Genomic DNA, 24508 nt, shown 5'->3' with positions numbered 1-24508 from the left:
AAAGGAGACAACATGCAAGCGCTGAACCTGACGCAACTGGCGATGCTGACCGGAGTATTCGCGGTTGTCTTTCTGATCGTGCTGACAGCGATGCACGCGTTTTCATCAAATGACCGGCGTCGCCGCATCGAGCAGGTTGGCGCTGCGCGCCTCGATCCGTCGAAGTCGTCGCCTAACGGCGGGCAGCCCCAGGTCGAAGAAAGTAGCAAATGGCTTGAAACGATTGTTGAAATCTCGCAGCCGATCTCGAAGCTGTCCATCCCGAAGGAGGGCTGGGAAGGGTCTATTGCGCGCCTGAAACTGGTCAACGCGGGATGGCGCACGCCCAATGCCGTTGCGATCTACTTTGCGGCCAAGACCGTGCTCGCGCTGCTGTTGCCACTGCCGGCGCTGGTCTGGCTGGTCGGAACCTCGGTCGAGACCAGCACGACAATGTTCTGGATGATTCTCGTTGCGCTCGCATCGTTCGGATTCTATTTGCCGAACCTGGTGCTGTCGCGACGCGTGAGCACCCGCAAGCGCGCTATTTTCGAGGATTTCCCGGACGCACTCGATCTATTAACGGTGTGTGTCGAAGCCGGACTCGGTCTTGACGCCGCGCTGATGCGAGTCGCGAAGGAAATCCAGCTCGGCAGCCCAGTGGTCGCAAACGAACTGGACCTGCTGCTGCTGGAATTGCGCTCGGGATTTTCCAAAGCTACCGCATTGCGTAATTTCTCTCTGCGCACGGGCGTTGAGGATATCGAATCATTCAGCACGCTATTGATTCAGGCCGACCGGTTCGGCACGGGCATTGCCGCATCGCTGCGCGTGCTTTCCGACACGCTGCGCACGCGGCGGCGCATGCGGGCCGAGGAACAGGCCGCGAAGATCTCGCTCAAGCTGCTGATGCCGCTGCTGTTCTGCATTTTCCCGGCACTAATGGTGGTGCTTGCCGGGCCGGCGTTCATCAACATCTATCGTACCGTGCTGCCTAACCTGCCAGGCAGCTAAGCTGGGGAGAGAAAAATGAATGCGAAGCGTCAGCGAGGAACAGCGGTGGTGGAATTTTCCCTCGGCTTGCCCGTGCTTCTTTTCATGATGTTTTCCATTGTCCAGGCGGGATGGTGGATGAGTAACTATGTCGTCCTGACTAATGCGGTATCGGCGGGAGCGCGCCTGCTGGCATCGGAGCGGGGATTTTCGACGCCCTATACGGATACGGCTGGCGCCGTGTCGTCTGCGACGGGAAGTCTGTCCGGTGCGCAGACCGTCACGATCGCTGTGGTGGGATCGGGCTCCACCACGACCTGCAGCGGGAGAACGGCGGATACCACCTGCGCGACGGCATTGGGTACGCTTAGCCAGCCGCCGGCGGCGGGAACGCTTGCTAGCGTGTCGATCAGCTATCAATTCGCCGCGCCATTTGGCGGTTCGCTTTTCGGGCTCGGCTCGATCATGCCGTCGACCATGAGCGCTAATGCTGCGGTGGTGGTGCAATGAGCCGCCACGCCAAACGCAACTGGGAGGGCGCCGCGCAACGCAAACGCCAGAAAGGCGTGGTGGCGGTCGAGCTGGCTCTGGCCGCCCCCATCCTGATTGCCATCGCGATGGGCATCGCGCAGTTCGGCTGGCTGCTTGCAAATTCCGTGATGGTTGCGAGCGCGGCATCGGCCGCCGCGCAGAACTTCGCGTTCCAGCGCAACACGACCACGCCCTATAGCTCCACGCAGACGCAGATGACGTCGTCATCGTCATGGCTCAAGTCGCAGAATCTGACGCTCACGACGTCTGTGAACGGCGCGCAATGTAGCAGCGATACCTCGTGCGCGACGGCGTTGACGAGTGCGACGGGCCAGGCGGCCACCGTGACGGTTTCGTACACATTTACGCCGCTGCTGCGCGGCTCGATTTTCGGCATCGCCGCGATGCCGTCCACGCTAAGCACCACGGAAGTCGAGCGCGTGCAGTGAAGCACACAATAAAGTCTCTCTCGGGGAACATCATGAACCGACACCTGGGTCGCCATTCGGGTCGCAAATCGGGTCGCCATTCAGGGCGCAAAGCGCAGCGCGGCGCCGTATCCGTCATGGTTGCGCTGTCATTGATTGTGCTGCTGGGTTTTGCCGCATTGTCGGTCGATATCGGCTACATCGCATTCAGCCAGCGGCGTTTGCAGGCGGGCACCGACGCCGCCGCGATGGCGGGTGCGATGGATCTGTGGAAAAGCGCATCGGCGACGGCGTTCGCAGATGCCCGAGCCTACTCGGCGGGGCAAGGCAACACGCTGCCAAACGGCGTGACGGTCACGGGCACGACGGTTCAAGGCCTGACGCTGAGCGCGAGCAGCGTGCCCTTGCCGGCGTCGCAGGCGGTATCGACGTACAACGGCATTCAGGTTACGCAGCAGGCGAGTGTGCCGCTGTTTTTCGCCCGCATCTTCGGCATCACCAGCAAGACGATTTCGGCGAGTTCGAAAGCGGGCGCGGGATTCGGCGCTGCGCCGTACAACGTGATGATCGTGCTGGACACGACTCGCTCAATGGCGACGACGACCGACAGCAACTGCAAGAACTCGAGCGGCGTTGCGCTCACGCGCCTCGCCTGCGCCGAAGCCGGCGCGTTGCAACTGCTCAACGGTCTCTCGCTCGCGGGCGACAACGTCGGCTTGATGGTGTTTCCGCCGATTAGCCCGTCGTCGTCGGGTTATAGCTTCTCGTGTTCTTCGACGGAGCCAGGCGTCGTTTCGACTGGCCAGCAGGGCTATTCTGCCGTGGGCGCTTCAGGCTCGAACGCCACTTACCAGATTTCGCCATTGGGCGGCGGCTATCTTAGCGGCGGCCAGCTCAGCACCAGTTCGGGCGTCGTGCAGGCGCTGGGTGGCGCGTCCAGCAAGTGCGGCGGGATCAGTGCGCCGGGCGGCCTGGGCACGTTCTACGCGCAGGCCATCGCTTCGGCCAATGCCGCGCTCACTACGTTTTCGCAGGGACAGAATCCGGCTGGCAAGAACGCCATCGTATTGCTCAGTGACGGCATTGCAACGGCTAGTACTTCGCAGCTTGGCAACGTCTACGGGAAATCAGGCGGATCGAGCTATGTCTATGGGACCGAGTGTCAGGCCGCGATCAACACGGCGGCCACCGCCAAAAGTAGCGGCACGACGGTTTATACCGTGGCGTATCTGGGCGGCGAAGGCGCGAGTGCGCCGTCATGCGGCGACGGCGCGGACACGCTCACCGCTTGTGGCACGATGCAGTCGATTGCGAGTAGTCAGTCTGATTTTTATTCGGACACCTGTACAAATGCGAGCAGCACACAAAGCCTGAGCCAGATCTTCTCCAGTATCGCCTATAGCTTGACCAAGGCGCGCCTCATTCCGCCTAACGCTACGTGAGCGCTTGAATGTATGGCTGGAGCGGGCGCGCCTGGTCGATCAGGTACCCGACTTAAGTTGTGCCCACAAGCGATTCTGCAGGCGCATGATGGCGGGCGGTTGCGGGCGCATCACGGTCATTTTGTCGAGCACCTCGTCAGACGGGAACGTGACGGGATCTTTAGCAATAGCCGACTGGACAAGTGTTAGCGAAGCGCGATTCGCGGTCGGATAAAACACTTCGTTGGTGATCGCCGCGCTCGTCTTGGGATCTTCGATGTAATTGATCCATTTGAGCGCGGCTTCCGGATGCGGTGCATCCTTTGGTATCGCCATCATGTCGAACCACACGAGACCGCCTTCCTGCGGATTCACGAACTGGATCTGATAGCTGCGCTTCGCTTCGACGGCGCGCCGGCGCGCGATGCCGGCGTCGCCCGAATAAGCAACGGCCACGCACATATCGTTGTTCGCCAGATCGTTGATGTACCCAGACGAATTGAATTGCGTAATGTAGGGTCGCACTTTTTTCAGCACGTCATAGGCGGCCATATAGTCGGCGGGATTCGTGCTGTTGGGATTGCGATGCAGATATTGCAGCACGGCAGGAAAGACATCGGATGCGGAATCGAGGAAGGACACGCCGCAGCCTTTGAGTTTGGCAAGGTTCTCCGGGTCGAATACCAGCGACCAGGAATCGGGCGGCACGGCGCCGCCCAGCGCTTTTTTGACTTCCTCGGTGTTGTAGGCAATGCCATCCGTGCCCCACGCCCACGGCACGCCGTATTGATTGCCGGGGTCGGCGTCGCTCACCAGCTTCATCAGATGAGGATCGAGATTCGCGAGATTCGGCAATTGCGATTTATCGAGCTTGCGATAGACGCCCGCTTCGATCTGCCGTGCCATATACGCTGATGAAGGCACCACGACGTCGTAACCGGAGCTTCCGGAAAGCAGCTTGGCCTGCAAGGTGTCGTCGCTATCGTAACTGTCGTAGCGCACCTTGATGCCAGTCTGTTTCTCGAAGGTGGGGATCGTGTCGTGTGCGATGTAGTCGGACCAGTTATAGACGTTGACCTGCTGATCTTCTGCCAAGGCGGCCTGCGCCATCACGGCGGACAGGATCGAAAAGGCCGCAACCTGCTGGATTTTCTGATGGAGTTTCATCCTGCTTCCCATTGAGTTCTGTCGGGAACGGCATGCGCGTCCCCGCACCCGGCGTCTGTCGCAACAGACGGGGCGTACTGGATTGCCGCGATCGCCGGTGCTCTGCAAGCACAACAGGCGATAACGGACCGCCGCGCAACGGCTTCAAATAGCGTTACGCGGCACGATTTGAATCGGGAAAGGAAGAAGCAGGCTAGGGCTTGGGCAGCAAGGACGCGATTTCATCCTTGCGAACGGCGAGGAAATCGCACGACATGGCCGTGTTGTGGCGGCGCACGGAGCGAATCGAGAGGACAGTGTCGATCGAGAAATAACAGCAAGGCCTGGCAGGGGTGCACGAGCCTGAAGAAATCGCGCTGCGCATGGCGAGAAAGCCGCCATGTCCTCGATCGTACTGTATCAAGGGGCCACGAAATTTCATGATCTAAGGCGCACGGTATGAGGCGTATGAGCGTCAGACTGCTTGTGGGTGTGTCGGCTGGAATGCCGACGATTTCATACTACCTGCGCCAATAATCGTGTCAATGGGGATCGACCGCGATCATCCAGAACCAACCGTGGCGTGTCAGGTCAATACCTGACTGCGATTCCTTCGCCACGTTTCACTCGGCAATTCACCATATTGCTCGCGATATTCATTGGCGAAATTGCCGAAATGCCAGAAGCCCCAACGCGTCGCCACCTCGGTGACTGTTGCGGCGTGCACGAGGTCCTTACGGACTCTCGCCAGTCTTATGGCGCGCATATATGCCAATGGACTGATGCCCGTGGTTTCTTCGAAAGCGTATTGCAAGGTGCGACGGCTCGCATGCATGCGAGCGCAGAGTTCGGCAACGGACAGCGGACAATCGGGCGAACCTTCGACAATTTCGCGCACGCTGCGCACCAGTTGCCAGTTTCTCGCGATGCGTGCTTCGCCGCGTTCCTGTTGCGCGATAACCGGGAAGTCGTTGAGTGCTTCACTCAGCCCATAAACGATGGATTTTTCGAACGACACCACACTGTCGTGCTCCTGGAGCACATGCGGCGCATCGGCGACGCTGTCGAGCAGGATTCTCAGCACCTCGCGAAACGGCTCCAGACGCATTGGGGCAATATTCACTACGCCCGCTTTCATGCCGATCCGCGCAATGATCGATTCCAGTTGTGCGCGCGTTGCCGGGTCGGCCACGGCGGCCGGCTCGATTTCCAGGTTGACGAAAACGTGTTGATCCGGCGAAAGGAATTCGAATCCGTCCTTGCCGGAGAAAACATGCAATGCGTCGAGGTGGCTCGTTTGCCCTGCCAGGAGCGCGTGCCCTTCGAGGTGAAACGGAATGCCCACGGCGAATTTATTGCGGTCGACGTCGCCGCGCTGATAGACCGTGCGGTTCAGCTTCTCCACCAGCACCTTCACGGCGCCCGCCATGAACCAGGTCACGGAGCCGTCGAACGTACCCCGCGAAAGCTGGCAATAGCTCTGGTTCCATGCGTCGAGCAGCGCCGCCTGTTCGTCGACGCTGCGACAGCTTCGAAACTGTATGGCCTCGTTCGGCCCGTGGACCGCTTCCATTGTGTCTCCCAGGACAAAAGCGTTCATGCATCGCAACAACGCCGTTCTCCACCTGCGCGATCCCTGATTTTTACGGCAATTTTATTTTTTTGCCAAATTTGGATAGTTGCCGTTTTTTGGCGCACCTAACTTGTGCATACGATGGATTCGACCAGGAGCCAGGCATGAGTGAAAGGGCAAGAAAGCTGGAAGGCAAGATCGCGATCGTTTCGGGCGGCGCGACGGGAGCGGGCGGCGCGGCGTCGCTGCTGTTTGCCCGCGAAGGCGCGCAGGTTGCCATCGTCGACGTCAATCGCGGCGCGGGCGAAGAGGTTGTCGCGCGTATTCGCGCCGAGGGCGGCGTGGCCGAACTGTTCGTGGCGGACGTCTCGCAACGTTCGGCCGTAGACGACGCCGTGGCCGGCATCGTCGAGCGATTCGGCCGTATCGACACCTTGTTCAACCACGCGGGCAGCATCGTGGTGAAGCCGTTTCTGGACACCAGCGACGAAGAATACGACTGGCTCATGAACGTCAACGTGAAGAGCATGTTCATGATGACGAGAGCCGTTTTGCCTCATATGCTCGCGGCGGGTCACGGCTCGATCGTTTGCACGGCGTCGATCTCATCGGTGGCGGCGACGCCGCTCGAAGTGCTCTATTGCACCACCAAAGGTGCGTGCGCGATGTTTGCGCGCGCGATCGCCGTGGAGTATCGCGATCGCGGTATCCGCTGCAATGCCGTGTGTCCGGGCTTCATCAACACGCCTCATGGCCAGCGCGAAATCAGCGCACTGGCGCAATACGGCTTCGACGCGAGCGAAGCAGCGCTGTCACTTCAGCAAGGACGTCTGTGCAAACCGGAAGAAGTGGCGCAGGCCGCCTTGTTTCTCGCCAGCGACGACGCGAGCTTTATCAACGGCGCGCATCTCTACGTCGATAACTGCTTTACGGCTGCGTGATACGGAATCCTGTTTAAAGGATGACGAGTTCGACGCTTCAATCACCTCGTTTGAAGGAACGTCATATGGACGCGAATACACTCGAACCCGCGGCGGATCAAGCCGCGCATGCAGACCAGGATGTCTCGTTGCTGCACAAGATGGGCTACGCGCAGGAACTTTCGCGCCGCATGGGCGCGTTCTCCAATTTCGCGGTTTCGTTTTCGCTGATCTGCATTCTCTCTGGTGGCATAACGTCGTTTCAGATGGGGTTTTCAGCGGCAGGCGGCGCATCGATCGGGCTGGGCTGGCCGCTCGGCTCGCTGTTCGCGCTGGTGGTGGCGGCAGCGATGGCGCAGATCGCGTCGTCCTACCCGACGGCAGGCGGCCTGTATCACTGGAGCTCGATTCTGGGCGGTAAAACGTGGGGTTGGCTCACCGCGTGGCTGAATCTGCTGGGTCTCGTGTTTGTGGTCGCAGCGATCAATTACGGCACCTACGATCCGTTCTTTCGCACGCTGATTGCGCCGATGTTCGGCGTCAAACCGGATTCGCTCGGCTGGTGGGATCAGACAATCTTTCTCACGCTGATTACCGCATCGCAGGCGTTCCTGAATCATCGCGGCATTCGCATCACCAGCAAGATCACCGATCTGTCCGGCTACCTGATTTTCGTCGTTACGGTCGTGCTCGTCGTGTCTTTGCTCGCGTATTCGCCGGTGAAGGTCGATCTGTCGCGCCTCTACACGTTCACAAACTTTACCGGCACCGATGGCGGCGCATGGCCGAAGCAGACGATGGCGATGGCGTTTCTCTCCGGTCTGCTGCTAACCGCGTACACGATCACGGGCTTCGACGCTTCCGCGCACACTTCGGAAGAAACGCATCAGGCTGCGCGCAATGTGCCGCGTGGCATCGTCGGATCGGTATTCTGGTCGACGACGTTTGGCTACGTCATGGTGTGCGCGTTTGTGCTCGTGATGCCTGATCTTGGCGCGGCGGTCAAACAGGGCACGGGATTTTTCGAGGCGATCCTCGCGCCGATTCCCACGCCCTTACGCATCGTTATCGAATTGCTGATGTTCTTTATCAACTATGCTTGCGGACTGGCGGCAGTCACATCGACGTCACGCATGATGTTTGCATTCGCGCGTGACGGCGGTTTGCCGGGTTCGAAGTGGCTGCGCAAGGTGAATCCGGCGCACCGCACTCCGGGCGCGGCGATCTGGACGTCCGCCGTACTCGCCATTGCCGCGACGCTCTATGGCGATGCCTTCACCGTGCTGAGCGCCGGCAGCGCCGTGTTTCTGTTCGTCTCGTACGCGATGCCGATCGCAGCGGGCATTTTCGCGGAAGGCCGCACCTGGAAAGAGAAGGGGCCGTTCCAGTTGGGCAAGTTGTCGAAGCCGTTCGCGATTGCGGCTGTGGTGGGCGCGCTGATTCTCGCTTATGTCGGCATTCAGCCGCCGAACGAGAAGGTGCTGTATCTGATCGGCGGCCTGCTGCTTGCACTGCTCGCCATCTGGTATGTGGGCGGGGTACGCAATCGGTTTGCAGGCCCGCCGATCGCCCAGTCCTCGCGTGAACGCGAACAAAAGTTGAGTCTCGCCGAAAGCGAAATCGGCGCGAAATAAGCTGATGATGCCGCTGCATCGCCAATGTTAGTTGTCATTGAGCGATGCAGCGCAGTCGCTGGAAATACAAATGCATGGTGACCGTAAGCCAATCGCTTGCAGGTCCTTACCACTCGTTACACATATAACAAGTTCGCCTTCATTTTCCCTCTCTGCCTGAAATATGATGGGCCGATTGTCCACGAGAGATGAGAATGGGCCCGAACAGTCATCAGCAGCCGCTACTCAAGCGCCTGGGTTTTCGCGGTATGCAGGCCCTCCAACAGGGCGCTGCCCACGCGGGCGCGACGTATGCGGACCCGGTCGAATCCGGGGTCGTGCAGCACGGCGCGAACGCGTGCGGCCGCGACTTCGTGGTCGGCGATATTCACGGCTGTATGAGCGCGTTCGAGCAATTACTGGCCGAGGTCGATTTCGACACTCAGCACGACCGGATGTTTTCCGTAGGTGACCTGATCGATCGCGGCGAACAGAGCGAACGCGCGTTGGGCCTGCTGGAGCACGACTGGTTTTATCCGGTGCTGGGCAATCACGAAGAAGCATTGTGCGCGGTCGTCGATGGACGTTTGCCGCGCGAGCGCTGGTACGAAGTGGGCGGCGAGTGGGCGCGATCGCTATCCGACGGCGAGCTTGCGGCGCACGCCGCGAAACTGAATCTGCTGCCGCTCGCACGCATCGTGGGCGAAGGCCCCACGCGCTTTAATATCCTGCATGCCGAATTCCGTGGCAACGACGAACAACTGGCCGCAGGCCACTTCGAAGCCGCCGTGCGCCGCCGCATGCTGTGGGGCCGCGATCTGGCGTTCAGCGTGTCGCCTTCACGGCAGGCATTGTCGATCACCTACTGCGGGCACACGACGATGCGCGAAGTCCGCCAGATTGGCGCCCATATGTTTATCGACACCGGCGCATGCAGCCCCGGCGGCAAACTGACTCTCGTCGAACCCGCCACCGGCCGTCTCTGGTCGAGCGTCACGCTCTGCGCGTGACGGCGCGGCTTTCCGCTAGATCGTTCCAAACAAGGCACGGGGCCGGTCGCGCAGCGTACGCGCGAGCACCTGCAAGGCCCGTGCGAGTTGTTCGCGCGAACTCGCACAGGCGAGGTTGATGCGCACGCCATGCTCGGTGGTCGAGCGATCGACCGCGAAGGCCGAAGCAGGCATCGTATTCACGCCGCGCGCGAGCGCGTTCGCGGCGAAGTCGTCGGAGCGCCACGGCTCCGGCACACGCAGCCAGACGAACATGCATGCAGGATCGCTCTTGAGTAACTCCTGCGGCAGCAGTTCGCGCGCGAGCGCCTGGCGCGCCTGCAATTCCTCGCGCTGCGCTTCGAGTATTGTCTGCGCCGTGCCGTCCTCGATCCAGCGCGTGACGATGAGCGTCGAAAGCGGCGCGGGCATCCATGCCGTGGTGCGCACGGCTTCTGCGGCGAGCGCAGCGCCATGCGGCGGCGTCAGCAGATAGCCGATGCGCAGGCCCGGCGCAAGGATCTTGGACGTCGAAGCAATGTGGAACGTCAGTTCCGGACAAAGGCTCGCAATGGTCGGCAAGCGCTTGCGCAGCAGCGGCCCATACACGTCGTCTTCGATGATCGCGATGTGATGCCGGCGCGCAATGTCCACGAGCGCCGCGCGCCGCGCAAGACTCATTGTGACGACGCTCGGGTTCTGCAGATTCGGCACCGTGAAGATGGCTTTCACGCGCATGCGTTTGCATGCTTCTTCAAGATGATCGGGCAGCAAGCCTTCGTCGTCGCTGGGGATGCCCACCAGTTCGAACTGGAACACCGGTGCGAGCGCCTTGAGGCCGTAATAGGTCAACTGATCCGAGAGAATCACACCCTCGTGGCCCATCAAACTGCTAAGCACTGCGTATAGACCGTGCTGCGCGCCGCTCGTCACTACGAGATTGTCGGGCGTGGGCGCAAAGCCTGGCGCGGCGATCCATTGGGCGCCCGCCGCGCGCGCCCAGTCGGGACCTTGCGGCGGCTGATATTCCTGGGTTTCCGAAAAGCGCGGATCGCGCGCGATGTTCGTCATCGTGCGCGCAAGCTGCGCGAGGAATTCGCCCGTGGCCGGGCGGTTCACCGTGAGATCGATTACGCCGCTGGCCTGCGGTTCGTCGGCGTTGCTGCGCTGCGCGGGCGATTTGATCGCAGGCATCGCGCCGCCCGTGACGATCGAGCCGCGCCGCTTGCTCGCGACGATCAGCCCGCGCGCCTGTAATTCCTTATAGGCGCGCGAAACCGTGGAGACGTTGATGCCCAGTTCGATCGCCAGGTCGCGCTGCGGCGGCAGACGGCTGCCGGGCGGGTAGCGACCACTGCGGACCTGTTCTTCAAGGTTGCGCGAGACCTCGAGATAGGTGGCTTGCCGACCTTTTGTCTGGAGTTGTTCGTCGCTTTTTGTCTGGTTATCTTCGCGCATCATTCAAGTAGTAGCTCCATACAAAAAACGGCCAGATATCGAGAGAGCGCGGCTGATGAGGGTCGCGCGCCGCGACGCTGCCTCTTGTTTAACTCGGTATCCTGCTGTTTGGCAAGGATTTTCGCGAATATGCAGACGTGCATAGCCGTCGTCGCCAGGGCAAATCCTGGGGTCCATACAAAGACTTTTTATTTGCACACAAAAAATTATTGTGTGAGTATGGATCCACGGTTTTGTTCGGCCGGCATGCCGGCGCAACACGCACTGTACCTGAGGAGCTGTCTGTGGCAAATCACCCAATCCATCCTTCTTCGGCCCCGTCCGGTGGCTCGTCCGCCCATCTCGGCCATGCGCTGCGCAAGCGGCACGTCACCATGATTTCGCTCGGCGGCATCATCGGCGCGGGTCTGTTTGTCGGCAGCAGCGCGACCATCAGCGCGATGGGCCCGGCCGCCTGCCTGAGCTATCTGCTGGCCGGTATCGTCGTGCTGTTCGTCATGCGCATGCTCGGCGAAATGGCGCTCTCGCACCCGGGCGTCGGCTCGTTCACGGAATTCACCCGCCTGGGTCTGGGCAACTGGGCGGGGTTCACGAACGGCTGGCTGTACTGGTATTTCTGGGTGATCGTCGTGGCGGTGGAGGCGGTGGCGGGAGCGGCCATCCTGCAACGCTGGATACCGGCGCCCGTGTGGCTGATCGGCCTCGTGCTGCTTTCGGTGATGACCGCCATCAATCTGCTGTCCGTGAAGTCGTATGGGGAGTTCGAATACTGGTTCGCGTCGATCAAGGTCGCGGCCATCATCGTCTTTATCGTCGTGGGCGTGAGTTGGCTCGGCGGCTTCGGCGGCTGGCATCATACTGCGGCGAATCTGCTGGGCGACCGCGGCTTCATGCCGTTCGGCGCGATGTCGATTTTCGCGGGCGTGCCCACCGTGATCTTTGCCGTGGGCGGCGCGGAAATCGCCACGATCGCCGCCGCCGAATCCGACGATCCGGGCCGCAACGTAGCTTCCATGACGCGTTCCGTGATCCTGCGCGTCATCACGTTTTACGTGGGGTCGATGTTCGTGATCGCCTGCATCGTGCCGTGGTCGCATATCAAGGTCGGTTATTCGCCGTTTGTCGCGGCGCTCGAAACCATGCACATTCCCGGCGCCGCCGACATGATGAACGCGGTCGTGCTGGTGGCCGTGCTGTCCGCGCTCAATTCCGGGCTGTACGTTTCCTCGCGCATCATGTTCCGCCTTGCCGAACGCGGTGACGCGCCGCGCAGCCTGCTGACGCTGTCGAAAACCCGTGTGCCGCGCCTCGCCGTGCTGGCGAGCAGCGTGGTGGGCTATGTGGCGATCGTCGCGGCCATCGCTTCGCCCCAGGGCGTGTTCCTCTACCTCGTGAACGCGTCCGGCGCGATCATGTTGTTCGTCTATCTGTCGATTGCGCTTGCGCAGATCGTGTTGCGCCGCCGCCTTGAAGCCGAAGCGCCCGAGCGTCTCACGCTGCGTATGTGGCTGTTTCCCTGGCTGTCGTGGGCGGTCGTGGCGGCGATCGCCGGCGTGCTGATCGCGATGGGCTTCGACCGGTCGCTCGCGAGCCAGTTGCTCGCCAGCCTTGGCAGCCTGGGCGTGGTGTCGATCGCGTACTGGATCGCGCGTAGTCGCAAGCAGCGCGCGCAGTTTCAAGGCACGCATGGCGGCACGCAGGGCCGCGCGTTTGGCGAACCGGCTGCAAACTGGAAAAAATAATGGCTGAAGTCGCTGTCATCGGTGCGGGATTCGTCGGGCTGTCGTGTGCGTACTGGCTCATGCGCGACGGCCACCAGGTCACGCTGCACGATCCGCTCGGGCCGGGAGAGGGCGCGTCGTACGGCAACGCAGGCACGTTTGCGAACTACGCCTGCATCCCCGTGAACAATCCCGATGTGTTCCGCCAATTGCCGCATTTCCTGTTTTCGTCGACGAGTCCGTTGCGCATTCGCTGGAGCTACGCGCCCACGCTTGCTCCCTGGCTCGCGCGCTTTCTGCTGGGCGCGACGCAACGGCGCTACGAGGCAAGCGCGCAGGCGCTGGCGGCGTTGCTCTCGCGCGCTTTCGACGGTTATCGCGAGATGCTGGGCGATGCGGCGACGCAGTCCTTCGTGCGCGAGCGCGAATGTCTGTATCTGTACTCGAGCGCATCGTCGTTCGAGGGAGCGCAGGCGTCGCTCGCGCTGCGCGCCTCGCTCGGCGTGCGCTTCCAGACGCTCGATAGCGACGCCATCCGCGCGCTCGAACCCGGTCTTGCGCCCATTTTCGCGCGCGGCACGCTGTTCGACGGCAGCTGGTATCTGAGCGATCCGCGCGGCTTTTTGCAGGCCTTGCACGCCTTGCTCGTGCGCCGCGGTCTCACGCACATACCGGCGACGGTCGCGCGGCTCGAACCTGCACGCAACGGCGTGCGCCTCGTCGATGACGCAGGCGGCGCGATAGACGCGCAATACGCGGTCGTCTGCGCGGGCGCGCATTCGAAAGCGCTCGCGCGCCAATGCGGCGACGCAGTGCCGCTGGATACCGAACGCGGCTATCACGTACGTTTTCCCGGCACCTCGAATCTGATTTCGCGGCCCTGCGGCTGGGCCGAGCGCGGCTTCTACATGACGCCGATGACGGGCGGCATCCGCGCGGCGGGCACGGTCGAACTGGGCGGCTTCGACGCGCCAAAGAACCGTAGCCTGCTCGACCTGATCACGCGCTCGGCGCGCGAGGCACTGCCCGAGCTGCCGCAGCCCGATAGCGACTGGCTCGGCTTTCGCCCGAGTCTGCCCGACGGCCTGCCGGTGATCGGCGCCTCGCGCAATTCGCCGCACGTGCTCTACGCGTTCGGCCATCAGCATCTGGGCGTGACGCTGGGCGGCATCACGGGCAGCGTGGTTGCCGACCTCGTGGCGGGCCGCGCCGCACCGCTCGATCTTTCGCCCTATAACCCGCGCCGCTTTTGAGGGCGCATTCAACCACCGCTGCAGTCTTCAGAAGAGGACGAACATCATGAACCGCCGCAATCTGGTCATCGCGCTGGCTCTCGGCGCACTCTATGCGAGCGTGCCCTCGTATGGCGCCGAGCCCGAAACCGTCAAGATCGGCTTTGCCGGACCGCTGACCGGTCCGGTGGCGCGGGTCGGCAAGGATCTGCAATATGGCGCGCAACTCGCGCTCGACGAAGAAAACGCGAAGCATCCCGTGATCGACGGCAAGTCCGTCAAATTCGTGTTAGACGTGCAGGACGATCAGGCTGACCCGCGCGTGGCGATCCAGGTCGCGCAAAAACTTGTCGATGACGGCGTGGTGGGCGTGATCGGCCACTACAACTCGGGCTGCAGCATTCCGGCCTCGGCGGTCTATCACAATGCGAATGTGGCGATGATCACGCCCGGATCGACCAATCCCGCGCTAACACAGCAAGGATTCCTTAACGTGTTTCGCACCATGGGCAACGACGGTATTGGCGGCGTGATCGCGGGCCGCTTTGCGGTCGAGCAGTTAAAGGCGAAGCGCATTGGCATCATCGACGATCGCACGGCGTTCGGTCAGGGGCTGGCCGATGCGTTCCAGCAGGGCGCGAAGGAGGCGGGCGGCAATATCGTCGATCGCGAATTCACCAACGACAAGGCGGTGGACTTTCGCGCGATCCTCACCTCGCTCAAGGAAAAGAATGTCGACATGATCTTCTTTGGCGGCCTTGACGAGCAGGGCGCGCTGCTCGTCAAGCAGATGCGCTCACTGGGTTTGCAGGCGCGTCTGTTCGGTGCGGGCGCGCTCAAGAGCAACGCGTTCCTGCAGGTGGCGGGCAGCGCGGGCGAGGGGACGCGCGATCTGGAGCCGGGCCCGGCGCTCGACAAGTTGCCTTCGGCGCAGGCCTTCGCGAAGCGCTACAAGGCGCGCTTCAATCAGGATGTCGAACTCTATGCGCCTTTCGCTTATGACGCTGCGCTCGCCATGATCAAGGCGATCGAGAACGCGAACTCGTTGGACCGCGCAAAAATCGTCGCCAGTCTGCCGAAAGTCACGGTGACGGGCGTAACGGGCGCGATTGCTTTCGATCCGCATGGCGATCTGATCAAGCCGCCTTATACGCTGTTTGAAGTGCAGCAAGGGCAGTGGAAGAGCCAGCGCACCGTTGGCGGCAGCGGTGGCTAGGCGCTATCCACGCCTCTTTGCAGGCTTGTTCCTGCGTTATTGCTGAATCGCGGCCGCAGGCCCGGGCACCGGAAAATGGACGCCCGCGCGCTGTGCGGCCGCCGTGATGTGCGCCTCGATGGCCTCTCCCGCAATGGCCGGATCACGCGTCTTGAGCGCCGCGACGATGGCGCTGTGTTCACGATAAGTCGAGAGCACCAGTTCGCGCCGGTAAAACGGCATGCGCTGGCTTTCCTTCATGATGTCCGCGCTGCTGCGCAAAATCGATTCGATTGCCGCGTTGCCCGCGAGACTCACGATGCGCATATGGAATTCGAAGTCGAGTTGTGAGGCTTCGTCGATTTCGTCGTTGCTGAGCGCCTCGTGCAGCGCCTCGACATTCGCTTCGAACCACGCCACGTCGGCGTCGCCAATCGCCAGCGCCGCCATGCGCGCTGCGAACCCCTCGAGCGCGAAGCGCATCTGGTAGGTGTCCGGCAGCGAAGTCTGGTCGGCGAAGCGCCATGGATGCGCGCTGGCGGCCTGGGCGCTGGTCACATACACCCCTTTGCCCGCGCGGATCGTCAGCATGCCGAGTGCCTCCAGCGTCGACAAGGCCTCGCGCAGCGACGCACGGCTGATCTCCAGTTCCTCGGAAAGCTGGCGCTGCGCCGGCAGCAGGCTGCCGACCGGATACAGGCCTTCCTCGATCCGTGCGCGGATCGTGGCGATGGCGGCGTCGGTGACGGTATGCGGAACGTTCTTCATCGATGAGCGCAAGCGTGCGTGGTCTGACCGGTATTGTAGTCCGGGCCAGACCGCTGCATGCGCGCGTCCGGCCGTCTTCTGCGCCCACTCAAGGGTAAACACCGTTTTTTGGCGCCTTGACTCCACTATATCGGCTTCCTACTATCCGCTATAACAGTACTGGTCAGACCAGTCAGAACAGTTGCCCGATCCCTTCCTGCAGGAGAAAGTCGTGACGAAGTTCTTCAATTCGCTGTTTGGCCGGGTTGTCATCGCCCTTGTCGTGGGCATTGTTGTTGGAGCGATATTCCCCCATTTCGCGCAATCGCTCAGGCCACTTGGCGACGGCTTTCTCAAGCTGATCAAGATGGTGATCGGGCCGATCGTGTTCTGCGTGGTGGTGAGCGGCATGGCTCACGCGGGTGATCTCAAGAAAGTCGGGCGCGTCGGGCTCAAATCGGTGATTTACTTCGAGGCGATGACGACGGTCGCGCTCGTGATCGGCGCGGTGCTGGCTTACCTCACGCGCCCGGGCGCGGGCATGAATGTGAATCTGCATTCGCTCGACGCGGCCTCGCTCGCGACTTACACCGAGAACGCCAAGAGCCTCAAGGACACCGCCGCGTTCCTGCTGAAGATCATTCCCGATACGGCCTTCGACGCCTTCGCGAAGGGTGACATCCTGCAGATTCTGGTGTTCTCGGTATTGTTTGGCAGTGCGCTTTCGCTGCTCGGCCCGAAGGCGCAGCGCGTGAATGCGATCGTCGATGAACTCGCTCAGGTGTTCTTCCGCGTCATGGGTTTCATCATCAAGCTGGCGCCGTTTGGCGTTCTGGGCGCGATTGCTTTCACGACGGGTACGTACGGCGTGGCTTCGCTCAAGCAGCTTGGTTTGCTCGTGATCGTGTTCTACGCAAGCTGTATCGTGTTTGTCGCGGTCGTGCTGGGCATCGTGATGCGGCTGGCGGGCTTCAACGTCTTCAAACTGATCCGCTATCTGCGCGAGGAACTGTCGATCGTGCTCGGCACCGCATCGTCGGATGCCGTGCTGCCGCAAGTCATGCGCAAGCTCGAATTCATGGGTGTGAAGGATTCCACCGTCGGCCTGGTGATTCCGACCGGCTACTCGTTCAACCTCGACGGTTTCTCGATCTACCTCACGCTGGCGGTGATCTTTATCGCCCAGGCAACCAACACGCCGCTCTCGGTGCATGACTTGATTGTGGTCGTGCTGGTCTCGCTCGTGACCTCGAAGGGCGCGCACGGCATTCCCGGCTCGGCCATCGTGATTCTTGCCGCGACGCTTTCGGCCATCCCCGCGATTCCGGTGCTGGGCCTCGTGCTGATCCTGCCGGTAGACTGGTTTGTCGGCATCGCACGCGCCGTGACGAACCTGATCGGCAACTGTGTTGCGACGGTGGTGGTGGCGGTGTGGGAACACGATATCGACAAGGCGCGCGCAAAGCGCGTGCTGAATCTCGATGAAGGTTATCTCTACGTGCCTGGCGGCGACGAACCGGCCGCCGCTCATGACGACGTGCTGGGCGGGAACGCGGCGCATGCGTGAGTGCTAACGCATCACGCGCGATTGATTCGAATAACTGACTATCTGATTCAAAGGAGACAAATCATGGCGATTCCGACACTCGATCCCAACGCACCGGCCTTTACGCGCCGCTACATGAATCTCACGGACGCACGCCTGGGTGCACGCGCAATTGTCGCCAGCGACGAGTTCTTCGCGCCCAAGGAGCGCATGCTGGAGCCGCAGGCCGCGGTTTTCATCCCCGGCAAATACGACGATCATGGCAAGTGGATGGACGGCTGGGAAACGCGCCGCAAGCGCACGACGGGTCACGACTTCTGTATTGTGCGGCTGGCGCGGCCCGGCGTGATTTACGGTGTCGATCTCGACACGAGCCACTTCACCGGCAACTTCCCGCCGGCCGCTTCGATCGACGCATGCTACGCAGAAACCGGCGACGACGCACCGCCTGAAAACGCCGACTGGCAGACCGTTGTTCCCGCAACGACCTTGCAAGGCAACCAGCATCACTACATCGAAGTGAACGATACGCGCGCGTTCACGCATCTGCGCGTGAATCTCTATCCCGATGGCGGTCTGGCGCGCCTGCGCGTGTACGGCCAGCCCAGGCGCGACTGGAGCCGCGTGGAGCGGGGCAGTCTGATCGACCTCGCCGCGCTGGAAAATGGCGCGTATCTGGTAGCGGCGAACAATCAGCATTTCGGCATGGCGTCGACGCTTTTGATGCCTGGGCGCGGCGTGAACATGGGCGACGGCTGGGAAACGCGCCGCCGCCGCGAGCCGGGCAACGACTGGGCTATCGTCGCGCTGGCGAGGCCTGGCATCATTCACAAGATCGAAGTCGATACGGCGCACTTCAAGGGTAATTATCCCGACCGCTGCTCGCTGCAGGCCGCGAGCGTGACGGGCGGCACCGACGATTCGCTCGTCACGCAGGCGATGTTCTGGCCGACACTGCTTGGCGAACAGAAGCTGGAGATGGACAAGCAGCACATCTTCGAAAGTGGCCTGGCGGCGCTGGGGCCCGTGACGCACGTGCGCTTCAACATCTATCCGGACGGCGGCGTTTCGCGTCTGCGTTTGTGGGGCGAACTCGCCTGAGCGGAGAGTAGCGATGGAAACGACGCTTGTTTTGCAGCTGGAAAAGCTTACGCGCGAGGCGTTCGCACCGTTCGGCGATGTGATCGAGCTTGACGGTGCGCGCCACTTTCCGATCAACGGCGGCACGACCGAGCGATTTCACGACCTTGCCACCATCGACGTGTGCGAGGCGGGCGGCAGGCCGCTCGTCAGCGTGTTTCGCGCCCAGCCGCGTGCGTGGCCCGTGCCGATTGCGATGATGGAGCGGCATCCGCACGGCAGCCAGGCCTTCGTGCCGCTCGGGCACATGCGCTATGCCGTGGTGGTGGCGCCCGCCGGCGAATTCGACCCGGCGCGCCTGCGGGCGTTCTGGGTGGACGGCACTCAGGGCGTCAACTATGCAAAGGGTGTCTGGCACCATCCCTTGCTGGCATTCGATCGCGTGAGCGATTTTCTCGTGGTCGATCGCGGCGGCACGCAGCCGAATTGCGATGAAATCGAGCTTGAAGTTGCGCTGGAACTGCACGAACCGATGAGCGCGAGCTGAATGGAATAGACCCGGCCCCGTCACCTCTTCCGATGACTTTTCGCGAACGCAGGCATCGGAATATGTCACTTGTCGACCCATTTGTGGCTACTTAGGATCAATCCGACTAGTCGCAGTGGGAGCGCCCGGCACCGCCGGCGCGGGCCCGGTCTTCTCTCTATCGGCAGGTGCTCAGCATGATCGACCCCAATAAAAGCAGGCGCGCCAGCTTCGCGGTATTCGCGCTGCTCTATCTCGGCTACTGCATCTCGTACATCGATCGCTCGGCGATCGCCTTGTCGCTGGTCGCGATCGGCAAGGAATTTCACGTCGGCGCTGCGGCGCTTGGCGTCGTCATGAGCACGTTCTATATCAGCTACGCCGCCATGCAGATCCCCGGCGGCTGGATCGCCGATCGTTGGGGCAGCAAGAAGGTCATCGTCGTTTCGGTGGCGTTCTGGTCCCTGTTTACGCTGATGACGGGGCTTGCATGGTCGCTCGCTTCGCTGATCGCGATCCGTTTTATCTTTGGGCTGGGGGAAGGCGGTTATCCCGGCGCGGCGGTCAAGGGCGTCACCGAATCCTGCGCGCGCGCCGACCGTCCGAAGATGTCCGCGCTGCTAATGTCGTCGAACTATGTCGGCAGCTTTATCGCGCCGCTCGCCATTGCGCCGCTCATTCTGATGCTCGGCTGGCGGCATGCGTTCGTTGTCGCGGGCTGCGCCGGAATCGTGTTCGCGCTTGTCTATCTGTTCGCGGTGAAGGACACGCATCAGACGCGCGATTCGACGGGCCGCTCCGCACGCATCGACGGCGCGGCGACGCGCGCGCTTCTCAAGATGCCGCTCATGTGGAAGATTCTGTTGACGTGGTTCGGCATGGGCATCGTCAACAAGGGACTCGATGCATGGATGCCGGCCTATCTGCTGACCGAGCGTCATCTCGATCTGAAGGCTGTTGGCATGCTCACGCCGCTGCCGTTCGTCGCGGCGAGCATTTCGACGGCGCTCGGCGGCTGGATTCTCACGCGCTGGTTCGACGGCCGCGAAAAGTGGCTGATGGCGACCTGCTGTGCGATCTCCGGTTTCTTCCTCTACGAGATGTACACGGCTCAAACGGTGACGGGCGTGATTGCGTATCAGTCGATCGTCTACTTCTTCAAGTCATTCGTTTTTGCCGGCGTATTCGCTTTGCCGACGAAATTCCTGCCGCAGAAGCTGATCGGCACGGGAGCGGGCATGGTCAACTTCGGTGGCCAGGTGGCGGGATTCGTTGCGCCCGCAGTCATCGGTGTGCTGGTCTCGGTGACGGGCAACTACAACGCCGTGTTTGGTTTCCTGATCGTGGCGACGGTGTTCGCGCTGATCACCAGCCTTTCGATTCGCCTCGTACCTGGAGCCGACGCGCGCCTCGCCGCGTCCGGGGAGGCCTGCGCGCTCGATTGAGAAAACAGGCGCTATGATGGCGTATTCCGCGTCTTTTAATCGATCCATCATGAGCGCCCGTATTCTTCAGGAAGCCGCTGTCCGTTACTTCCTCGAAGTGGTCAACACCGGTTCCGTTGCCGATGCCGCCAGTCGTCTGAACGTCGTGCCATCCGCTATCAGCCGGCAGATCGCGCGGCTCGAGAGCGAACTCGGCACGCCGCTGTTCGTGCGGCAGTCGCGTGGCATGGTGCCGAGCAAGGCGGGTGAAATGCTCGCCGCGTATGCGCGCCGCTCGCAGCTGGACGCGGAACAGATTTCGCTGGAAATCGACGCACTGCGCGGCGAAGCCGAACGCACGATCCGCATTGCCTGTACCGAAGGATTCGCGGCCGCTTTCCTGCCGCGCGCCATGGCGGACTTTCGCCGTACCGTTGCGCACGCATCGTTCGAAGTTGTGGTCGATACGGCTGGCGGCGTCACGCAGCGCGTGCGCGAAGCCGAATGTGACGTTGGCCTCACGTTCAGCTTTGGTCCGGAAAAAGACATTCATACGGCGTTTTCCGCGCCTTCGCCCATCTTCGCGATTGTCGCGTCGTCTCATCCGCTGGCGCATGCCGAGCAGGTGTCATTCCGCGAGTTGCTGGCTTATCCGCTGGCCTTGCCGGGCGTGCATTCGACGCTGCACAAGCTGATCGATATCTATTGCAGCCGTGAAGGCGTCGCGTGCAAGAGCGTGTTAAGCAGCGCGACGCTGGAAACGCTGCTCGGCTTCACGCTTTTCAGCGATGCTGTCACCTTCAGCGGCGAACTGTTCGTGCGCCCGCGTCTTGCGTCCGGTGAACTGGTCGCACTGCCCGTGCCGGAACTCACGGCGAGCGAGCGCACCGTCGAAATCCAGACGCTGGCGCGGCGCGCGTTGCCGCCGCTGCTGAAATCGTTTATCGAACGTCTGAGCGATGAACTCTCTACGCGCGCGCGTTGACCAAAAGTGAATTCTGGTTTCGATATTCATCACTAGCCGCTGCGTTTTGGGTCGTCTACATTGAGCGCACCGTTGCAGACTGCTTAAAGGACCGCCCGATGAATGACCGCCACGAATTGACCCGTCTTAGCGCCGTCGCGCTGCGCGCGCTATTGCAGGCGCGAGAAATTTCCGCCGTCGAATTGCTCGACGCCAGCATCGCGCGAATCGAAACGCTCAATCCGTACGTCAACGCGATCACGGCGACGAGCTTCGAGCGCGCCCGCATCGAGGCCCACGCCGCCGACGCCGCGCTCGCACGGGGCGACGCAGTGGGCGCCTTGCATGGCCTGCCCATCGGCATCAAGGATCTCGAAGAGACGGAAGGTCTGCTGACCACGTATGGCTCGCCGCTCTATCGCGCGAATGTGCCCGGGCAGGACAACACGCTGGTGCGCCGCTTGCGCGCGGCGGGCGCGATTGTCGTTGGCAAGACCAACGTGCCGGAAATGGGCGCCGGCGCAAACAGTTTCAATCCCGTGTGGGGCGCAACAGGCAATCCGTTCGATCCGCGTCTGAATGCGGGCGGGTCCTCTGGGGGCTCGGCGGCTGCGCTTGCACTGGATATGGTGCCGCTTGCCAGCGGCTCCGATACGGGCGGCTCACTGCGCATTCCAGCGGCCAAATGCGGCGTGGTCGGCATGCGCACTTCGCCGGGACTCGTGCCCAGCGATCGCAAGCCATTGGGCTGGACGCCGATCGCGGTAGTGGGGCCGATGGGCCGCAATGTCGAGGACACCTGGCTGCAACTCGCGGCGACGGTCGGTCAATCGGGCAGCGATCCGCTTGGCTATCCGTTCGCGATGAGCGCGACGATGGAGGGCCGCGCGCCCACGGATCTGTCGAAACTGCGCATCGGTTATACGGAGGACTTTGGCGTTTGCGAAGTCGATGACGAAATCCGCGCCGTGTTCCGCCGCAAGATCGATTTTCTGCGCCGTGAGGTGGCGATCTGCGAGCCGATCGAGGTGGACTTCGACGGGGCACATCAATGCTTCGACGTGCTGCGCGCGGAAGCCTTTGTCGCCGGTCTGCAAAAGGCCTATGAAACCAACCCTGATCTGCTCGGGCCGAATCCGCGCGCGAACTACGAAATGGGTATCGGTCTGGGCCTCGCGGATTGCGTGCGCGCCCATGCCGATCAGACGCGTTTGTTCCGCCGCTTCCAGACGCTGTTCGAGCGCTACGACATAATTCTTTCGCCCACCACGCCGGTATCGCCGTTCCCATGGACGCAGCCGTATCTGAAAACGGTGAACGGTGTCGCGCTGGAAAACTACTATCGCTGGCTGTCGCTCACCTATGTCGTCACGCTCGCGACCAATCCGGCCTTGTCGCTGCCATGCGGCGTCGATCATCGCGGCATGCCGTTCGGCTTGCAGATGATCGGAGCGTTTCGCGGCGATCTCGAACTGCTCGATGCAGCGCGCGCGTTCGAAACGCTATTCGAGTCGTCGGACGAAACGCGCCGACCGATTCCCGATGCCGCGAAATTGCGCGCTTCCCTCGTAGACCTCAAATCCATTGTCACGCATCCGCCTGTGCTGGATGCCGTGACGTCTCCCAACGCCTGCGCTTCTGCTGTCTGATTCAAACATGATCGAATCAATCTATGGCAAGCCGCTCGATGCGTGGCTTCGCGAATACCCGCTTTTGCAGCCGCTCATGGCGCTCGAACCGGTCGAATGGTTCAACCCGGCCGTCGCGCCGCTGGCCGAAGCGAGCCAGGACATCCCCCTCGACGCCTCGCATATCGCCGATGCAAGCGCGCGCCTGCAACGTTTCGCGCCGCTGCTCGCAGAGTCGTTCGCCGATGTGCGCGAGGCGGGCGGCATCATCGAATCGCCGCTGACCGACGTGAGCGCGTTCGCGCAGGCGTTGAGCCAGCGCTACGATGTGCAAACGCCGCAGCGTGTGTTGCTCAAGCAGGACAGTCACTTACCGATCTCCGGCTCGATCAAGGCGCGCGGCGGCATCTATGAAGTGCTCTTTCACGCCGAGCAACTCGCAATCCGCCACGGCCTGCTCAAAGAGGGCGACGATTACCGCGTGCTCGCGAGCGACGCATGCCGCGCGCTGTTTCGCGAGCACAGCATAGCGGTGGGGTCCACCGGCAATCTGGGCATGTCGATCGGCATTGCGAGCGCGACGCTCGGCTTCACGACGACGGTGCATATGTCCGCCGATGCGCGTCAATGGAAGAAGGACCGCTTGCGCGCGCATGGCGTGACGGTGGTGGAATACGCCGGCGATTATGGCGAGGCGATCGAAAGCGGCCGGCGACTTGCCCAAGGCGATCCGAAATGCCACTTCGTCGACGACGAAAACTCGACGACGCTCTTTCTCGGCTACGCGGTTGCGGGCGAACGCCTGAAGCGCCAGCTTGATGCTGCAAACGTACGCGTAGATGCCGCGCATCCGCTCTTCGTGTATCTGCCGTGCGGTGTGGGCGGCGGTCCGGGTGGCGTCGCGTTCGGTTTGAAGCTGGCGTTCGGCGACGCGGTGCATTGCATTTTCGCCGAGCCGACTCACTCGCCGTGCATGTTGATGGGCGTGCTGACCGGGCTGCACGAACAGCTAGCCGTGCAGGACTTCGGCATCGACAATGTGACGGCCGCCGACGGACTCGCAGTTGGACGGCCCTCCGGTTTCGTTGGACGCGCGATGCAGCGCATGATCGACGGCTTCTATACCGTTGAGGATAGCGAACTATATGCCTTGCTTGCGCTCATGGCGCAGACGCAGGACATCCGGCTGGAACCGTCTGCGCTTGCGGGCGCGCCGGGCTTCGCGCGCCTGGCGAACGAACAGCAGGGCTATCGCACGCGTATGAAACTCGACGATGTGGCGATGCGTGACGCCACGCACGTCATCTGGGCGACCGGCGGCGGAATGGTGCCGCAAGCAGAGATGAGCGCCTATCTCGAGACGGGCAGGCGGGCGTTGAACCACGCCTGAAATG

At 62.0% G+C, this 24508-nt stretch carries 21 protein-coding genes; 17 read left to right on the top strand and 4 right to left on the bottom strand.

What is annotated here, in order from left to right:
* Positions 1-12: 12 nt before the first annotated feature.
* The 4 genes from VG320_RS30940 to VG320_RS30925 are packed head-to-tail and all read left to right on the top strand — an operon-like array spanning position 13 to position 3373.
* Positions 13-993: a type II secretion system F family protein gene (locus VG320_RS30940; protein ID WP_327203875.1), complete on the top strand. Its 981-nt coding sequence runs from the start codon at positions 13-15 to the stop codon at positions 991-993.
* Positions 994-1008: 15 nt separating this feature from the next.
* A complete protein-coding gene (locus VG320_RS30935; protein ID WP_327203874.1) occupies positions 1009-1482 on the top strand; it encodes a TadE/TadG family type IV pilus assembly protein in 474 nt (157 codons plus the stop codon).
* Complete coding sequence (locus VG320_RS30930; protein WP_327203873.1) at positions 1479-1952, top strand: TadE family protein; 474 nt, start codon at positions 1479-1481, stop codon at positions 1950-1952. Before VG320_RS30935 ends, VG320_RS30930 begins: the two co-directional genes overlap by 4 nt.
* Before the next feature lie 32 nt (positions 1953-1984).
* Positions 1985-3373 (top strand): pilus assembly protein TadG-related protein, encoded by a 1389-nt coding sequence (locus VG320_RS30925; protein WP_327203872.1) that lies wholly within the window; start codon positions 1985-1987, stop codon positions 3371-3373.
* Positions 3374-3412: 39 nt separating this feature from the next.
* On the opposite strand, the gene VG320_RS30920 is transcribed toward VG320_RS30925, so the two are convergent.
* Both VG320_RS30920 and VG320_RS30915 read right to left on the bottom strand, forming a co-directional pair.
* Complete coding sequence (locus tag VG320_RS30920) at positions 3413-4462, bottom strand: polyamine ABC transporter substrate-binding protein (RefSeq protein WP_327203887.1); 1050 nt, start codon at positions 4460-4462, stop codon at positions 3413-3415.
* Between the two features lie 622 nt (positions 4463-5084).
* Positions 5085-6071, bottom strand: coding sequence for a helix-turn-helix domain-containing protein (locus VG320_RS30915; RefSeq protein WP_327203871.1), 987 nt, complete (start codon positions 6069-6071; stop codon positions 5085-5087).
* Positions 6072-6235: 164 nt separating this feature from the next.
* Between VG320_RS30915 and VG320_RS30910 the strand changes: the two genes are divergently transcribed.
* The 3 genes from VG320_RS30910 to VG320_RS30900 all read left to right on the top strand — a co-directional run bounded on the left by VG320_RS30910 (position 6236) and on the right by VG320_RS30900 (position 9614).
* Complete coding sequence (locus VG320_RS30910) at positions 6236-7012, top strand: SDR family oxidoreductase (RefSeq protein WP_327203870.1); 777 nt, start codon at positions 6236-6238, stop codon at positions 7010-7012.
* Between the two features lie 65 nt (positions 7013-7077).
* Positions 7078-8625, top strand: coding sequence for an amino acid permease (locus VG320_RS30905; RefSeq protein ID WP_327203869.1), 1548 nt, complete (start codon positions 7078-7080; stop codon positions 8623-8625).
* A gap of 194 nt (positions 8626-8819) precedes the next feature.
* Complete coding sequence (locus VG320_RS30900) at positions 8820-9614, top strand: metallophosphoesterase (RefSeq protein WP_414696174.1); 795 nt, start codon at positions 8820-8822, stop codon at positions 9612-9614.
* A 15-nt stretch (positions 9615-9629) separates the two neighbouring features.
* Here the strand turns inward: VG320_RS30900 and VG320_RS30895 are convergent, their stop codons facing one another.
* Complete coding sequence (locus tag VG320_RS30895) at positions 9630-11051, bottom strand: PLP-dependent aminotransferase family protein (RefSeq protein WP_414696177.1); 1422 nt, start codon at positions 11049-11051, stop codon at positions 9630-9632.
* Between the two features lie 284 nt (positions 11052-11335).
* Here VG320_RS30895 and VG320_RS30890 point away from each other — a divergent pair, with 284 nt between their 5' ends.
* Genes VG320_RS30890 through VG320_RS30880 form a run of 3 tightly spaced genes read left to right on the top strand, consistent with a single transcriptional unit; the run spans position 11336 to position 15220 of the window.
* The gene (locus VG320_RS30890) at positions 11336-12793 is read left to right on the top strand and encodes an amino acid permease (RefSeq protein WP_327203867.1); all 1458 of its coding nucleotides are present in this window, start codon (positions 11336-11338) and stop codon (positions 12791-12793) included.
* Positions 12793-14025, top strand: a complete 1233-nt coding sequence (locus tag VG320_RS30885) for an FAD-binding oxidoreductase (protein WP_327203866.1) — start codon at positions 12793-12795, stop codon at positions 14023-14025. The genes VG320_RS30890 and VG320_RS30885 overlap by 1 nt, the downstream gene beginning before the upstream one ends.
* 46 nt (positions 14026-14071) lie before the next feature.
* Positions 14072-15220, top strand: a complete 1149-nt coding sequence (locus tag VG320_RS30880) for a branched-chain amino acid ABC transporter substrate-binding protein (protein WP_327203865.1) — start codon at positions 14072-14074, stop codon at positions 15218-15220.
* Between the two features lie 36 nt (positions 15221-15256).
* Here the strand turns inward: VG320_RS30880 and VG320_RS30875 are convergent, their stop codons facing one another.
* A complete protein-coding gene (locus VG320_RS30875) occupies positions 15257-15967 on the bottom strand; it encodes a FadR/GntR family transcriptional regulator (RefSeq protein WP_327203864.1) in 711 nt (236 codons plus the stop codon).
* Positions 15968-16178: 211 nt separating this feature from the next.
* Here VG320_RS30875 and VG320_RS30870 point away from each other — a divergent pair, with 211 nt between their 5' ends.
* The 7 genes from VG320_RS30870 (at position 16179) to dsdA (ending at position 24504) form a co-directional block, all read left to right on the top strand.
* On the top strand, positions 16179-17513 hold the full coding sequence (locus VG320_RS30870; protein ID WP_414696173.1) for a C4-dicarboxylate transporter DctA: 1335 nt from the start codon (positions 16179-16181) through the stop codon (positions 17511-17513).
* Between the two features lie 63 nt (positions 17514-17576).
* Complete coding sequence (gene alc / locus VG320_RS30865; protein ID WP_327203863.1) at positions 17577-18593, top strand: allantoicase; 1017 nt, start codon at positions 17577-17579, stop codon at positions 18591-18593.
* Between the two features lie 13 nt (positions 18594-18606).
* Positions 18607-19119, top strand: a complete 513-nt coding sequence (locus VG320_RS30860; protein WP_327203862.1) for an ureidoglycolate lyase — start codon at positions 18607-18609, stop codon at positions 19117-19119.
* A gap of 176 nt (positions 19120-19295) precedes the next feature.
* Positions 19296-20543 (top strand): MFS transporter, encoded by a 1248-nt coding sequence (locus VG320_RS30855; protein WP_327203861.1) that lies wholly within the window; start codon positions 19296-19298, stop codon positions 20541-20543.
* A gap of 49 nt (positions 20544-20592) precedes the next feature.
* Complete coding sequence (locus VG320_RS30850; protein ID WP_327203860.1) at positions 20593-21507, top strand: LysR family transcriptional regulator; 915 nt, start codon at positions 20593-20595, stop codon at positions 21505-21507.
* Positions 21508-21605: 98 nt separating this feature from the next.
* Positions 21606-23135 (top strand): amidase, encoded by a 1530-nt coding sequence (locus VG320_RS30845; RefSeq protein ID WP_327203859.1) that lies wholly within the window; start codon positions 21606-21608, stop codon positions 23133-23135.
* A gap of 7 nt (positions 23136-23142) precedes the next feature.
* Complete coding sequence (gene dsdA / locus VG320_RS30840; RefSeq protein ID WP_327203858.1) at positions 23143-24504, top strand: D-serine ammonia-lyase; 1362 nt, start codon at positions 23143-23145, stop codon at positions 24502-24504.
* Positions 24505-24508 lie beyond the last annotated feature (4 nt).

Origin of the sequence: Paraburkholderia sp. (assembly GCF_035948235.1) — a bacterium.
GTDB lineage: Bacteria > Pseudomonadota > Gammaproteobacteria > Burkholderiales > Burkholderiaceae > Paraburkholderia.
The sequence above is the reverse complement of the archived record's forward strand: the minus strand, read 5'-3'. Positions and strand labels throughout refer to the sequence as shown.